At 69.9% G+C, this 14,499-nt stretch carries 15 protein-coding genes; 11 read left to right on the top strand and 4 right to left on the bottom strand.

From position 1 onward, the window contains the following. Positions 1 to 126: 126 nt before the first annotated feature. From BCF44_RS04765 to BCF44_RS04745, 5 genes are read left to right on the top strand one after another with little or no spacing between them, the layout of a single operon-like run. Positions 127 to 1,374, top strand: coding sequence for an ABC transporter substrate-binding protein (locus tag BCF44_RS04765; protein WP_116172916.1), 1,248 nt, complete (start codon positions 127 to 129; stop codon positions 1,372 to 1,374). Positions 1,375 to 1,427: 53 nt separating this feature from the next. Further along, entirely contained in the window at positions 1,428 to 2,378 is a 951-nt protein-coding gene (locus BCF44_RS04760) for a carbohydrate ABC transporter permease (RefSeq protein ID WP_116172763.1), read from the top strand. Between the two features lie 5 nt (positions 2,379 to 2,383). After that, positions 2,384 to 3,235 (top strand): carbohydrate ABC transporter permease, encoded by an 852-nt coding sequence (locus tag BCF44_RS04755; protein ID WP_116172762.1) that lies wholly within the window; start codon positions 2,384 to 2,386, stop codon positions 3,233 to 3,235. Between the two features lie 51 nt (positions 3,236 to 3,286). Further along, positions 3,287 to 5,056 (top strand): fatty acyl-AMP ligase, encoded by a 1,770-nt coding sequence (locus BCF44_RS04750; RefSeq protein WP_147328389.1) that lies wholly within the window; start codon positions 3,287 to 3,289, stop codon positions 5,054 to 5,056. 37 nt (positions 5,057 to 5,093) lie between these two features. Beyond that, a complete protein-coding gene (locus BCF44_RS04745; RefSeq protein ID WP_116172760.1) occupies positions 5,094 to 5,900 on the top strand; it encodes an SAM-dependent methyltransferase in 807 nt (268 codons plus the stop codon). Positions 5,901 to 6,019: 119 nt separating this feature from the next. On the opposite strand, the gene BCF44_RS04740 is transcribed toward BCF44_RS04745, so the two are convergent. Continuing rightward, positions 6,020 to 6,568 (bottom strand): SigE family RNA polymerase sigma factor, encoded by a 549-nt coding sequence (locus BCF44_RS04740; RefSeq protein ID WP_246014823.1) that lies wholly within the window; start codon positions 6,566 to 6,568, stop codon positions 6,020 to 6,022. A 228-nt stretch (positions 6,569 to 6,796) separates the two neighbouring features. After that, a complete protein-coding gene (locus BCF44_RS04735; RefSeq protein WP_342775559.1) occupies positions 6,797 to 7,375 on the bottom strand; it encodes a D-alanyl-D-alanine carboxypeptidase family protein in 579 nt (192 codons plus the stop codon). Between the two features lie 96 nt (positions 7,376 to 7,471). Between BCF44_RS04735 and BCF44_RS04730 the strand changes: the two genes are divergently transcribed. The 5 genes from BCF44_RS04730 to BCF44_RS04710 are packed head-to-tail and all read left to right on the top strand — an operon-like array spanning position 7,472 to position 11,453. Beyond that, positions 7,472 to 8,146 carry a response regulator transcription factor gene (locus tag BCF44_RS04730; RefSeq protein ID WP_170217323.1) on the top strand — a complete coding sequence of 225 codons (675 nt, stop codon included), beginning with the start codon at positions 7,472 to 7,474 and terminating at the stop codon, positions 8,144 to 8,146. Beyond that, the gene (locus BCF44_RS04725) at positions 8,143 to 9,591 is read left to right on the top strand and encodes a sensor histidine kinase (RefSeq protein ID WP_116172758.1); all 1,449 of its coding nucleotides are present in this window, start codon (positions 8,143 to 8,145) and stop codon (positions 9,589 to 9,591) included. The genes BCF44_RS04730 and BCF44_RS04725 overlap by 4 nt, the downstream gene beginning before the upstream one ends. Next, positions 9,588 to 10,145 (top strand): GerMN domain-containing protein, encoded by a 558-nt coding sequence (locus tag BCF44_RS04720; protein ID WP_116172757.1) that lies wholly within the window; start codon positions 9,588 to 9,590, stop codon positions 10,143 to 10,145. The genes BCF44_RS04725 and BCF44_RS04720 overlap by 4 nt, the downstream gene beginning before the upstream one ends. 10 nt (positions 10,146 to 10,155) lie before the next feature. Further along, complete coding sequence (locus BCF44_RS04715; RefSeq protein WP_116172756.1) at positions 10,156 to 10,773, top strand: TetR/AcrR family transcriptional regulator; 618 nt, start codon at positions 10,156 to 10,158, stop codon at positions 10,771 to 10,773. Positions 10,774 to 10,805: 32 nt separating this feature from the next. Then, positions 10,806 to 11,453, top strand: coding sequence for a biliverdin-producing heme oxygenase (locus tag BCF44_RS04710; RefSeq protein ID WP_116172755.1), 648 nt, complete (start codon positions 10,806 to 10,808; stop codon positions 11,451 to 11,453). Positions 11,454 to 11,524: 71 nt separating this feature from the next. On the opposite strand, the gene BCF44_RS04705 is transcribed toward BCF44_RS04710, so the two are convergent. Then, a complete protein-coding gene (locus BCF44_RS04705) occupies positions 11,525 to 12,193 on the bottom strand; it encodes a lysophospholipid acyltransferase family protein (protein WP_116172754.1) in 669 nt (222 codons plus the stop codon). A gap of 213 nt (positions 12,194 to 12,406) precedes the next feature. Between BCF44_RS04705 and BCF44_RS04700 the strand changes: the two genes are divergently transcribed. After that, entirely contained in the window at positions 12,407 to 13,216 is an 810-nt protein-coding gene (locus tag BCF44_RS04700) for a hypothetical protein (RefSeq protein WP_116172753.1), read from the top strand. Between the two features lie 130 nt (positions 13,217 to 13,346). Here the strand turns inward: BCF44_RS04700 and BCF44_RS04695 are convergent, their stop codons facing one another. Then, positions 13,347 to 14,495 carry an acyl-CoA dehydrogenase family protein gene (locus BCF44_RS04695; RefSeq protein WP_116172752.1) on the bottom strand — a complete coding sequence of 383 codons (1,149 nt, stop codon included), beginning with the start codon at positions 14,493 to 14,495 and terminating at the stop codon, positions 13,347 to 13,349. Between the last annotated feature and the right edge of the window lie 4 nt (positions 14,496 to 14,499).

Here is a 14,499-nt window from a genome sequence, read left to right as displayed (position 1 = left end):
ACCATGCAGTAAATCACTGTGACTGTCGACCGACACGCCGCCCACATTGAGAGATCGGCTGACGGGGTCCAAGGTTGCGTGATGGGGTTGTCACGCAGAGTGCGCCGATCGGAAGGGGTGGACGTGATGCGCGGGTACAGCCGGCGTGGATTTCTCGGGATGGCGGGCGGCGTGACAGCCGCCGGCCTGCTCGCGGCGTGTGGCACCAACACCGGCCGCAGTTCCGGCGGCGGCACCATCGAGCAGTGGTACCACGCCTACGGCGAGGCCGGCGTGCAGCAGGCGGTGGAGCGGTACGCGAAGGCCTACACCGACGCCACCGTGCAGGTGCAGTGGAATCCCGGCGACTACGACTCCAAGATCGCCAGCGCGCTGGCCGCCAGCAACGGCCCGGACGTGTTCGAGTCCACCCTGCGCGTGGACATGGTGCGCAGCAAGCAGATCGTGTCGCTGGACGACCTGCTCGGCGACGCGCGCAGCGACTTCACCGAGTCGGTGCTGGCCAGTCACACCGTGGACGGGCAGGTCTACGGCATCCCGCAGGCGGTGGACATGCAGATGCTGTTCTACCGCAAGAGCCTGCTGGCCAAGGCCGGCGTGCAGCCGCCGAGCAGCGTCGCCGAGCTGATCGACGCCGCGCGCAGACTCACCACCGACAAGGTGAAAGGCCTGTTCCTGGGCAACGACGGCGGCGTCGGCGTGCTGGCCGGTCCGCTGCTGTGGTCGGCCGGCCTGGACTACCTCACGCCGGATCACAAGGTCGGCTTCGACGACCCGCTGGCCGCCGAGTCCGTGGGCAAGCTGCGGCAGCTGTTCACCAGCAACAGCCTCCTGCTGGGCGCGCCGGCCGACTGGTCGGACCCGTCGGCGTTCACCCAGGGCCTGACCGCCATGCAGTGGACCGGGCTGTGGACGGTGCCGCAGGTGCAGAAGGCGCTGGGCGACGACTTCGGCGTGCTGCCGTGGCCGGCGCTGAACGGGGCCGGCAAGGCCTCGGTGCCGTTCGGCGCGTACGGGTCGATGGTCAACGCCAAGAGCACGAAGATCGACGCCGCCAAGAAGTACGTGCAGTGGCTGTGGGTGCAGCGCGGCGACTACCAGCAGGATTTCGACCTGAGCTACGGCTTCCACATCCCCGCCCGCAAGAGCCTGGCCGCCAAGGCGGACAAGCTGAAGTCCGGACCGGCGGCCGACGCGGTGCGCTTCGTCCAGGACCTCGGCCGGCCGCAGAACCCGCCGCCGTGGACGGCCAAGATGCAGCTGGCGCTGAGCGACTCGCTGAACAAGATCGTGCGCAGCGGGGCCGACGCCACAACCGAACTGAAGAACGCCGCCGGATCCGTGCAGACGGAACTCAAGAGGCTGTACGGATGAGGAAACAGCGTCCTCTCCGCGCGTTCCGCGCGGGTGCGGATCGCTCCAAGCCGATGTCTTCGCCTGGTCTGGAAAGATCGCTGAACAGACGCGATCTTTCCAGCCTGCGCCTCCAGACATCGGCGCGATCCGCGCCGTTCTGGCTGTTCGTGGGGCCGTTCCTGATCGGGCTGCTGATCTTCAGCTACGTCCCGATCGGCTGGAGCGCCTATCTCAGCTTCTTCGACGCGCAGGGCACGGTCACGCCGGACACCTTCGTCGGGCTCCAGAACTACGCGGACATGCTCACCGGGCCGTTCGCGCAGAGCCTGCTGACGTTCAGCGTGTTCGCGCTGTTCATCGTGCCGCTGACGTTCGCGCTGGCGCTGGGGCTGGCGGTCGCGGTGAACCGGATCCGGTTCGCCCGCGCCTTCTTCCGCTCGGTCTTCTTCCTGCCCACCGCCTGCTCGTACGTGGTGGCGGCGATGGTGTGGAAGCTGTCGCTGTTCAGCGGGGTGCGGTTCGGGCTGGCCAACACCGTGCTGGACTGGTTCGGGCACGACCCGGTGGCGTGGCTGTCCAACCCCGATCCGCCCTGGTACTGGCTGGTGCTGGTGACCGCGCGCCTGTGGCTTCAGGTCGGCTTCTACATGATCCTGTTCATCGCCGGCCTCCAGCGCATCCCCGACTCGCTGTACGAGGCGGCGTACGTGGACGGCGCGCGGCCCGGCTGGCAGGTGTTCCGGCACATCACCTTCCCGCAGCTGCGGCCGACCTCGATCGCGGTCCTGCTGCTCAGCCTGATCGCCGCGTACCAGGCGTTCGACGAGTTCTACAACCTGTTGGGCACCGCCCGCGGCTACCCCGACTTCGGCCGGCCGCCGCTGGTCTACCTGTACTACCTGGCGCTCGGGCAGACCCAGGACTACGGGCACGGCAGCGCCGGCGCGCTGATCCTGGCGCTGCTGATCGCGCTCGTGACGCTGCTTCAGGGCCGGCTGCTCGGCCTCGGACGACGGGACTGATCACCATGGACAACCAACCGGTCGGGCTGCGCCCCAGCGTCCTGGGCACCGTTCTCCGCTATCTGGCGCTGACCGTCGCGGCGCTCGTGTTCCTGCTGCCGTTCTATCTGATCGTCCGCAATGGACTGTCCACAGAGGCCGACATCACCTCGCCCGAGTGGACGCTGTTCCCCAGTTCCCTGCACTGGGAGAACATCACGGAGCTGTTCACCGACCCGAGCGTGCCGATGGCCCACGCGCTGTGGAACTCGCTGGTGATCGCCGTGCTCCAGACGGCCGGGCAGCTGGTGCTCGGGTCGCTGTGCGGCTACGGCCTGGCCCGCATCCCCTACCGGCACGCGAACAAGATCTTCTACCTGATCGTGGCCACCCTGATGGTGCCGGCGGCGGTGACCTTCGTGCCGAGCTTCGTGCTGGTGTCGTCGCTGGGCTGGGTGAGCTCGCTGCGCGGTCTGGTCATCCCAGGTCTGTTCGCGGGCTTCACCGCGTTCATGTTCCGGCAGTACTTCCTGTCGTTCCCGCGCGAGCTGGAGGAGGCGGCCCGCATCGACGGCCTCGGCTACTGGGGCGCGTACTGGCGGATCGTGGTGCCGAACTCGGGCGGCTTCTTCGCCGCGGTGGCGGTGATCCAGTTCATCGGCAGCTGGAACTCCTTCCTTTGGCCGCTGGTGATCGGCCAGGACGAGTCGTCCTGGACCGTCCAGGTGGCCATGTCCACGTTCCTCACGGCACAGAACGTGAACATTCACGAGCTTTTCGTGGCCGCCGCCGTGGGCATCGTGCCGTTGGTGCTGATTTTCGCGCTCCTGCAGCGATACCTGGTTCGTGGCGTGGCCGAGACCGGAATCAAGGGCTGACCATGGCAGAGTAGGGATCCAGCGGCGTCGCCACGAAAGCCGGTGGGCACGATGACGGTTCGGATCGACTCTCCCGAGACGGTGGCGGCTGCCCTGGACCGGATCCGGCGCGAGCATCCGGACCAGCCGATCGTCACCTACGTCAACGACGACGGCACCGACGGTCCCACCTTGACGGCGGGGCAGCTCGGCGACCAGGCCGACCGCGTGGTCGCCGAGCTGTACGCGCGGGGCCTGCAACCCGGCGACCGGGCGCTGCTGGTGCACATGCCGTCCCCCGACTTCGCGATCACGCTGCTCGGCTGCCTGGCCGCCGGCGTGGTGCCGGTGCCGGTGGCGCCGCCGAACCCGTTCACCATGCGTCACGACCTGGAGGTGTTCACCGCGATCGCCGGCAGCTCCGGCGCGCGGGCGGTGCTCACGCACGGTGCGTACGACCGGATCCGCACCACGGTCGGCGCCGGCCAGCTGTGGCCGTCCATCCCGTGGTACCGCACCGACCGGGACAGACCCGGGGCCGAGCGGGCGGCGACGTGGCACCAACCGTCCACTCTGGACGAACCGGCGCTGCTCACCTACACCTCCGGCTCCACCAGCTCGCCGCGCGGAGTCCTTGTCTCGCACCGGAACCTGCACTGCGAGCTGGCCCAGAACCTGATCGACACCGACCTGCGCGGCCCCGAGACCCCGGCGGTGTCGTGGCTGCCGCACTTCCACGACCAGGGCCTGATCTCCATGACGCTCGGCGCGCTGGCCGGCAGCGGGCACGTGTACCTGATGTCCCCCATGGCTTTCCTGCACCGGCCGACGGTGTGGATGGACGTGGTGTCGAGGGTCCGGGCGACCCACACCGCCGCGCCGAACTTCGCGTACGACCTGATCGTGCGCAAGACCACCGAACAGCAGCGGGCGTCCTGGGACCTCAGCCGGCTGCGGGTGGCGATGTGCGCCGCCGAGCCGATCCGAGCCTCCACTGTGGACTCCTTCGTCAAGGCGTTCGCGGTGTCCGGCCTTGCCCCGCACGCGTTCTACCCCGCGTACGGGCTGGCCGAGCACGCCGGCAGCGTCACCATGGGTGGCCGGCACGTGCTGCGGGTCGACCGGGACGCCCTGGACGGCAACTGGGTTGTGCCGGTCGCCGAGGGCTCGGTGGCCCGCAGCGCCCGCTACGTCGGCTGCGGCCCCGTCACCAAGCCCGACACCACACTGCTGATCGTCGACCCCGACAGGCGGCTGCCGTGCGCGCCGAACCGGGTCGGCGAGATCTGGGTGGACGGGCCGGGCAAGGCGCTCGGCTACTACGGGTTGCCGGACGAGACCCGCGACACCTTCCGGGCCACCCTGGCCGACGACTCGGACGGCGAGTTCCTGCGCACCGGCGACCTCGGCTTCGTGCACGACGGTGAGGTGTTCGTCACCGGGCGGCTCAAGGACCTGATCATCGTGCACGGCCTGAACCACTACCCGCAGGACATCGAGGACAGCGTGCGCGGCTGCCACGCCGCGGTGCGCGCCGGCGGCGTCGCCGCGTTCGCCGTGACCACCGGCGAGGACGAGCCGACCGGCGAGCGCCTGGTGCTGTTCGTCGAGCTGCGGCAACGCCGGCCCAACGAGGCCACGATCGACGAGGTGGTGCGGGCCGTGCGGCGGGCCGTCTACGGCGATCACCGGCTGGCCGTGCACACCGTCGTGCTGGGGTTGAACGGCCTGGTCAGGAAGACCACCAGCGGCAAGGTGCGGCGGCAGGCCTGCCGGGAGGCCTTCGAGTCCGGGCTGACCCACGGCGAGCCGACCACCGTGCACGTCTCCACCCTGCATTAATGTCACTCGGTCAGGTGACGTCTTGGAGGGGTGCGTGATGGAGCGGCCGACATGGGCCCCGGGCGAGGTCGACCTGGAGCGGCCGAGCGCGGCCCGGGTGTACGACTACTACCTCGGCGGGTACCACAACCTCGCCGTCGACCGGGAGTTCGCCGAGCAGGCCATGCTCGCGATGCCCGAGCTGCCGCTGATCATGCGCACCAACCGGGCGTTCCTGCGCCGGTCCGTGCGGTACCTGGTGTCCCAGGGCATCCGGCAGTTCCTGGACCTCGGCTCCGGGATCCCGACCGTGGGCAACGTGCACGAGATCGCCCAGGGCGCGGCCCCCGGGTCGCGGGTCGTGTACGTGGACAAGGACCCCGTCGCCGTCGCGCACAGCCAGGTCATGCTGGACGGCAACGACAACGCCGCCGTGCTGCTGGCCGACATGCGCGACCCCGAGTCCGTGCTGGCCGCCGAGCCGGTCAACGCCCTGCTCAACTGGTCCGAGCCGGTCGGCGTGCTGATGTTCGCCGTCCTGCACTTCGTCGACGATTACGAGGTGGCGCAGCAGACGGTGCGGGGCTACCTGGACGCGGTGCCGACCGGCAGCTACCTGGTCGTGTCGCACGGAACGCACGAGACCGTCGGCGAGCGCGGCAAGCAGGTGGAGCGGCTCTACACCAGGACCGACAACCCGTTCACGCCGCGCAACCAGGCGCAGGTCAGCCGGCTGGCGGACGGGTTGGAGCTGGTGGAGCCGGGGGTCGTGTACCTGCCGTCGTGGCGGCCGGACTCCCCCGAAGAGGTGGAGGACCACCCGGAGCGCTCCAGCACGTACGCGATGGTGGCGCGCAAGGTGTGAGACCCGGTTCGCGCCCGGATCGGCGTCGTTGCCGACCTGAGTAACCGGGCCTCTCACCGCAGTTGATCTACCCCAGATCTACATTCGTTCTGTCTGAGAGCGCGACTCGCGGGGGTTGGTCACGCCGTGTGGCGGAGGTGGACGGGGCGGTGCTCGGCCATCAGGCGTTCGAGCTTGTCGAGGGCGCGGCTGGCGGTCGACTTCACGGCGCCCTGGGAGATGCTGGTGGCACGGGCGATCTCGGCCTCGGTCATGCCGCCGTAGTAACGGAGCACCAGCACCTCACGCTGCCGCGGCGCGAGCTGCGCCAACGCGTCCATCACCGCCTGCTGGTCGGTGGTCAGCATCGCCAGCGACTCGGCGGAGCGGGCCGGCACCTCGTGCGGCGGCACGTAGTCACGGGCGCGCTTGCGGCGGCGGAGCATCGACCGGCTGCCGTTGACGACGGCGGCGGACAGGTAGGCGGCGGCCGCGGACTCGTCGCGCAGGCCACCCCAGTTGCGGTGCAGGGCGGCGAACGCGTCCTGGACCACGTCCTCGGCGCTGGCCATGTCGTCGACCAGCTTGCGTGCCAGCCCGAGCAGGCGGGTGCGGTGCTGCCGGTAGAGGTCTTCCAGCGTCAGCGGCTGTCGGATGTCGGGCACGGACCTGAGCTGCGTTTGCTGCATGGCCCAAACGATGTCCGACGGATTTCCGCATCCCGTGGTGGTCATGTCACAGGACTGTCACAGTGCTGATGCCGCGCGGAGCTCGGCCCATTCGGAGCCGATGCCTCGCCGTTGCTGGATTTCGAACGCCGCATCGGCTCCGTGGTGGGTGCGTCGGTGGCGGCGATCGAAATCCAGCAACCGTGCGAAGCATCGGCGGGACCTCGCGAAACCGCAGGTGAGGCCCGCTCAGCCGCCGGGGGTGGGCCGCATCGGCGGCTGCTTGCCGGTGCCGCGGTACTCGGGCCAGTACTCGAAGTGCCACCATTCGTTGGCATATGTCCGGTACAGGCCGAACCGGCCGCCGTGCCGCTCCAGCCACCGCGCACCCTCGGTCGGCCGGACGTCCAGCGCCCGCCCGCGCACATGTGAGGACTCCTCGGGAGGCAGCACCCACTGCCGGGCGGCTCGCTCCGAGCCGTAGCTCCGCACCGCTTCGAGGAACAGTTCGTGCTGTTCGGCGTACATTCGGTGGCCCGAGGTGAGGCCGATGAGCTCAGCGTCATGCCACAGCGCGGCGCATCGCGCCGCGATGAACGCCGCGCGGGTGCCGGGCGTAAGTCCGGACAGGTCCTCGAACGGATACCGCACCCGGAAGGCCCATTCACATGCCCGTTCGCGCACTCTGCCGCCGCCGGTGACCAGCGCCGCGAGCGGCAGCAGCAGCACCGCCACCACCACCGTCAGGTGGCGGTAGGCATGGTCACGTCGACGGACGGGCATCTGCCCGACCAGCTCGCCCCCGCGTCGGCGGCGCACGTACGTCACCCCCATGTCCTCGGCTCGTCATGGTTTCGCTACAAGAGCCCGTGGCTGGGGCTGTCGACCGGCGTCGCCGCGACGATAACCGAATAATCTTCCATCGTGTCCAGGGTTCTGTTGATAGAGGACGACCGTGCGGTACGCGAGGGCCTGCAGCTCGCCTTGCGCCGTCAGGGCCACACGATCCATGCCGCCGAATCCGGTGAGGAAGGTCTCACCCGGTTGCGGGCCGAGGCGCCCGACATCGTGGTGCTCGACCTGATGCTGCCCGGCATCGACGGCTTCGAGGTGTGCCGGCGGATCCGCGCGACCGGCGACGTCCCGATCATCATGCTCACGGCGCGCAGCGACGACTTCGACATCGTCGGCGGCCTGGAGGCCGGCGCGGACGACTACGTGGTCAAGCCGGTGCAGCCGCGGGTGCTGGACGCCCGCATCCGGGCGGTGCTGCGCCGCACCGGCGCGGAGCGCTCGGAGCAGGAGAAGCACGGGAAACTGGTCATCGACCGGGCCGCCCTGGTGATCAGCAAGGACGGCCTGCAGATCAGCCTGACGCCGACCGAGCTGCGGCTGCTGCTGGAGCTGTCCGGTACGCCCGGCCGGGTGCTCAGCCGCCAGCAGCTGCTGGAGGCGGTCTGGGAGCACGACTACCTGGGCGACTCGCGGCTTGTCGACGCGTGCGTGCAGCGGCTGCGGTCCAAGATCGAGGACAACCCGGCGGACCCGCTGTACGTGCAGACGGTGCGCGGGTTCGGCTACCGGTTCGGGCCGGTATGAGCCGACTCCGGCGGATCCTCGGGGTGGCGTGGGGCCTGCGGCCACGCCTGGTGGTCGCGTTCGTGCTGATCGCGGCGATCAGCTCGGCGGCCGCCTCCGGCGCCACCTACATCCAGGCCCGGCGGGTGGTCGAGAACGACGCGACCGACGCCATCGTGCAGCCGATGGTCAGCCGGGTGCACGACTACGCGACCTACGGCCAGCGGCTTCCTCCGACCCAGGACCAGCTGAACAGCATCGCGTCGGAAGTCGGCGGCAACGCCGTCGCCGTGTACCAGAACATGCGCTCCAAGGGCGGCATGGACCTCTCGGTCATCACGTCGGAGATGCGCGACGAGATGCGCACCCGCACCGACGTGATGTGGCAGCGCATCGACGACCACGGCACGCCCGCGATGATCATCGGCATTCCGGTGCTGGCGCTCCAGGCCACCGATGGCTGGAAGCCGTCCGGCCTGGAGGTCTACGCCAAGACGAGCATGTCCGACCAGCAGACCGCCGTGGAGAAGCTGGCCACCAGCGCCTGGCTGTACGGCTCGCTGGCGGCGCTGTTCGCGGTGATCGTCGCGCTGCTGGCGGCCCGCGGCGTGCTGCGTCCGGTGCGCCGGCTCGGCATCACCGCCCGCCAGCTCGGCGAGGGCGACCTGTCCGCGCGGCTGACCGTCCGAGGCAACGACGAGATGGCCGAGCTGGCCCGGACGTTCAACAACACCGCCGCCGCGCTGGAGCACCACGTCGGCCAGCTGCGCCGCATGGAGGCCGACGCGCGGCGCTTCGTCGCCGACGTGTCGCACGAGCTGCGCACGCCGCTGGCCGCGATGACCGCCGTCACCGACGTGCTCGACGAGGAGGCGCCGCAGCTCGGCGACGACGCCGGGCAGGCGGCGCGGCTGGTCAGCCAGGAGACGCGCAAGCTGACCCGGCTGGTCGAGGACCTGATGGAGGTCTCGCGCTTCGACGCCGGCGCGGCGCGGCTGGCGTTGGACGACATCGACGTGGCCAGCGCGATCGGCTCGACGCTGCGGGCCCGGGGCTGGCTCGGCCGGGTCGAGACCGACCTGCCGTCGGGCGTGGTCGCGCGGCTGGATCCGCGCCGGCTGGACGTGATCGTGGCCAATCTCGTCGGCAACGCGCTCAAGCACGGCGCGCCGCCGGTGCAGGTGCGGCTGTGGGCCGACCACAACTGGGTGGACGTGCGGGTCATGGACAGCGGCCCCGGTCTGGCCCCGGAGGTGCTGCCGCACGTGTTCGACCGGTTCTACAAGGCCGAGTTTGCCCGGACCCGGTCCGAGGGCAGCGGGCTGGGCCTGGCCATCGCCTGGGAGAACGCGCGCCTGCACACGAGCGGCGGGCTCCATGGCAGTCTGGAAGCGACCAATCGTCCGGAAGGAGGAGCGATGTTCATCCTCCGCCTGCCCCGCGTCGTGGGCGAGGAGCCCGCGTGATCCGCCGCAACGGCCTGCTCAGCGTGGTCGCATTGCTCCTGGCCGGGGCCGTGGTCGGCACCATGGTGGCGGCGTGCGGCATCCGCCCGAGCACGGTCATCACGGGCCGGGAGGCCCCGCGCGGCGCCGTCGTCAGCCTGACCGTGTACCTGCTCAAGAACGACGCCCTCCGGCCGACCAGCCGCGCGCTGCCGCCTCCGACGACGTACCCGTCGGACCTGACGGCCAAGCCCTTCTACGTCAACCCGCACGACGACGCCCTGCATGCGCTGGCGGACGGCCCGACCACCACCGACGCCGCCGGCGGCCTGACCAGCGACGTGCCGGTGGGCACGAGAATGAGCTCCACGTACGACGACGCCTACGGCAACGTCGTGTTCGCCGAACCGCCGGACAAACAGCCGCTCAGCCAGCACGCGCTCGACCAGATCGTGTGCACGCTCGCCACCAGCTATGCCGGCGACGGCAACACCAGCAGCACGACGATGAAGGTGACGGTGATCGTCTACGGCCGTCCCCAACCGAAGCAGAGTTGCCCGTTCGCCATCCCCTAATCTGGAGGGCGTGCCGAAGATCACCGGCGGGTCGTTGGGCGAGCACCGGGAGCGGACCCGGGAACGGATCTTCGCGGCGCTGTCGACCCTGATGTACCAGCGCGGCTTCGACGCGATCTCGCTCGCCGACATCGCCGCGGCCGCCGACGTGGGCCGCACCGCGATGTACAACTACTTCGCCGACAAGGAGTCGCTGCTGCTCGCGTACGCCGAGCACGTGACCGAGCAGTACATGGCCGAACTGGTGGCCGCGCTGGCCGAGGTGCGCGACCCGGTCGACGGGCTGGCCACCTACGTGCGCAGCCAGCTGCGGCACGTCGCCCGCAACCACCTGCCGCCCGGCACCGCGTTGCGGTCGCTGATGTCCGAGCAGAGCTATCGGCACATGGTCGAGCACGTCGGCGCGCTGGAGCTGATCCTGCGGGGCATCCTCGTCTCCGGCATGCGGCAGGGGCTGCTGCCCGCCGACGACGTGGACACGCTGGTCGGGTTGGTGACCGCGTGCATCAGCGGGCGGACCGTTGCCGAGCTGTCCGGCGCCGACCTGGACCACGCCGTGGAGTCGACCGTCCGCTTCGTGCTACGCGGAGTGGGCGCTTTTTATGACGACCTGTCGTCACAATCTTGACGACGACGCGTAGGTAACACCACACTCGGAGCGTGACCTTCGCCGCGACTCTCCGTGCCGGCACGCTGGCCGACCACCAGGTCGCCAACGACGCCGAATTCTTCCGCGTCCTGTTCGACCAGCGGCTCAGCCTCGCCGGCTTCGCCGCGCTGGTCGCCCAGCACTACTTCATCTACCGGGTCCTGGAGGAGGCGTCCGACGCCATGGCCGGCGACCCCGTCGCCGGGCCGTTCGCCAGCCCCGAGCTGCGCCGGCTGCCGGCGCTGGAGGAGGACCTGGCCCACCTCTACGGGCCGGAGTGGGCCTCGATCGTCGAGCCGACGCCGGCCACCGTCGCGTACACCGACCGGCTGCGCGAGGTCGCCTTCACCTGGGCGGGCGGCTTCGTCGCGCACCACTACACCCGCTACCTCGGCGACATCTCCGGCGGCCAGGCCGTCGGCGCGGTCACCGAGCGCCAGCACGGCATCACCGACCACGCCGGCACGCGGTTCTACGTGTTCGACCGCATCCCGGACCGCAAGGCGTTCAAGGCCCGCTACCACGAACTGCTCGACACCGCGCCGTGGGACGAGGCGGAGCGGGAGCGCATCGTCGAGGAGTCCCGGATCGCCTACCGGCACAACTCCGCGGTGTTCACCGACCTGGAGCGGCACCTGCCCCAGTACCTGGTGGCCTGAGCACCCCCTGATGCAGGGAAGGACGCCTTACCCTCGTTCATCGCGGGTAAGGCGTCCTTCCCTGCATCACTTCAGGCTGCTTTTGGGTGGGGGCGGTAGCTGTCCACGTACTCCTGGCCGGTCAGCTCCAGGATGGCGTACATGATCTCGTCGGTCACCGCGCGGTGGATCATGGTCGACTCGGCCATGCCCTCGTAGCGGGAGAAGTCCAGCGGCTTGCCGAAGCGCACGGTCATCGGCCGGATGCGCGGCATGCCCTTGCCGTTGCGCTGGACCTTGTCGGTGCCGATCAGCCCGACGGGCACCACCGGGGCGCCGGTGGCCAGGGCGATGCGGGCCACGCCGGCGTGGCCGCGGTACAGCCGGCCGTCCAGCGAGCGGGTGCCCTCGGGGTAGATGGCGAAGGCGCCGCCCTTGTTGAGCACCTCCTCGGCGGTGTCCAGGGCGGCCCGCGCGGCGCGGCCGCTGCCGCGCTGCACCGGGATGTGCCCGAGGCCGCCGAAGAAGCCGCGCATCAGCGCGCCCTTGATCCCCTTGCCCTCGAAGTACTCGGCCTTGGCCAGGAAGTTCACCCGACGGGGGACCACCATGGGGATGACGATGCTGTCCACGAAGGCCAGGTGGTTGCTCGCGAGCATCACCGGACCGGTCTCCGGGATGTTCTCCAGGCCCTCGACCTTGGGTCGGTACACGGCTCGCCCGAGCCGTCCCGCCACCCGCTTCATGAACCAGTACAGCAAATCCCGACCTCCGCGCCGCCCACGATGCCTCATGGATTTTGTCACGTACAACGCGTGTGAGGGCACGCCAGTGCCAGTGGAGTCCGTCACGGGGTACCCCAGTACCGAAATCCGAACCCACCCCTATGTGACCGGTGTGTCCGAACTGGCAACCGACCAGACCTCCCGCGCGTAACCTGCGGTTACAAGCCTCTGGCGAAGGGTGGTCGGCTGATGGGCCACTGGGATCCCGGGCACGAACGCCTGCTCTGGTTCTTTCTCGGCCTGGTCATCGCGTTCGTGCTGATCAGGATCAGCGTCCGGATGATCAGGGCCAAGGTCCGCTGGTGGCCGGGCAACGTCACACCCGGCGGCACACACATCCACCACGTGGTGTTCGGCGTGGTGGCGATGATGCTCGGCGGCGTGATCGGGCTGGCCGTGCCGGACGACTCCGGCGACTGGCGGCTGTGGTCGGCGGGGCTGTTCGGCGTCGGCACGGCGCTGGTGCTCGACGAGTTCGCGCTCATCCTGCACCTGCGCGACGTGTACTGGACGCAGGCGGGCCGGCTGTCGGTGGACGCGGTGTTCCTGGCCGTCGGCCTGACCGGGCTGCTGCTCCTCGGCGCGAAGCCGCTGGACTACGGCCTGCTGCCGGACCTCAACCTGCCGGCGCACGTGGCCGGCGCGCTGATCGCGCTGGTCGACCTGGCCTTCGCGGTGGTCGCCCTGCTCAAGGGCAAGATCTGGACGGGTCTGCTGGGCCTGCTGCTGCCGCCGCTGGCCGAGATCGGCGCGCTGCGGCTGGCCCGGCCCAACTCGCCGTGGGCGCGCTGGCGCTACCGGGCGGGCTCGCGCAAGCTCAGCGTCGCCATCCGCCGGGAGGCCCGCTACCGGCAGCCGCTGATCCTGCTCAAGATCCGCTGCCAGGAGTTCATCTCGGGCCGGCACGACCTGCCGGAGGCGCCGCAGGAGCGGCTCATCCAGGTCGTCGACCAGCCGGAACCCGTTCAAGAAAAGGCAGGAGCCCCCGCACGGGGGTGAGCGGGGGCTCCTGGGTAACCCGCCGCGTCGAGGGGGGAGGAACACGGCGGGAGCTGACGTCTCGCGTCACTGTAGTACCCATGTTCGGCGGGCCGAAACCCTCCGAGTGTTGCCAATTGTAGTCGATCGGTTACAGGCCCAGTTCGCGGGCGATCAGCATCCGCTGGACCTCGCTGGTGCCCTCGCCGACCTCGAGGATCTTGGCGTCCCGGTAGAACCGCCCGACCGGGTACTCGTTCATGAAGCCGTAGCCGCCGAAGATCTGGGTGGCGTCCCGTGAGTTGTCCATGGCCGCGTTGGACGAGACCAGCTTGGCGATCGAGGACTCCCGCTTGAACGGCTCGCCGCGCAGCATCTTGTCGGCCGCGTGGTAGTAGGCCAACCGGGCGGTGTGCACCCGGGCCTCCATGTCGGCGATCTTGAACTGGATCGCCTGGTACGTGCCGATCTTGTGGCCGAAGGCCTCGCGCTCCTTCACGTAGCGCAGGCACTCGTCCACGCAGCCCTGGGCCAGGCCCACGCCGAGGGCGGCGATGGCGATCCGGCCCTCGTCGAGGATGCGCAGGAACTGGGCGTAGCCGCGGCCGCGCTCGCCGACCAGGTTGGCCGCCGGCACCCGGCAGTCGGTGAACGACAGCTCGCGGGTGTCGGAGGCGTTCCAGCCGACCTTCGAGTACTTCTTGGACACGGTGAAACCGGGCGTTCCGGACGGCACGATGATCGCGGAGATCTCCTTGCCGCCGTCGGCCTTGCGCCCGGTCACGGCGGTGACCGTGACCGCGGTGGTGATGTCCGTGCCGGAGTTGGTGATGAAGCACTTGGACCCGTTGATCACCCAGCTGTCGCCGTCGAGGACGGCGGTGGTGCGGGTGGCGCCGGCGTCGGAGCCGCCGCCGGCCTCGGTCAGGCCGAAGCCGGCCAGCGCCTCGCCCGCGCACAGGCTCGGCAGCCACTGCCGCTTCTGCTCCTCGCTGCCGAACCGGTAGATCGGCATCGCGCCCAGCGAGACGCCGGCCTCCAGCGTGACCGCGACCGAGGAGTCGACCCGGGCCAGCTCCTCCAGGGCCAGGCAGAGGGCGAAGTAGTCGCCGCCCATGCCGCCGAACTCCTCGGGGAACGGCAGGCCGAACAGGCCCATGCGGCCCATCTTGGCCACGATCTCGTACGGGAACTCCTCGCGCTCGTAGAAGTCGCCGATGACCGGCGCGACCTCCTCGCGGGCGAACTCCTCGACCGTCTTGCGCAGCGCCTCGTGGTCGGGGCTGATTCTGGTGTCCATGCTC

Source organism: Kutzneria buriramensis, assembly GCF_003387475.1.
Classification (GTDB): domain Bacteria; phylum Actinomycetota; class Actinomycetes; order Mycobacteriales; family Pseudonocardiaceae; genus Kutzneria; species Kutzneria buriramensis.
The sequence above is the reverse complement of the archived record's forward strand: the minus strand, read 5'-3'. Positions and strand labels throughout refer to the sequence as shown.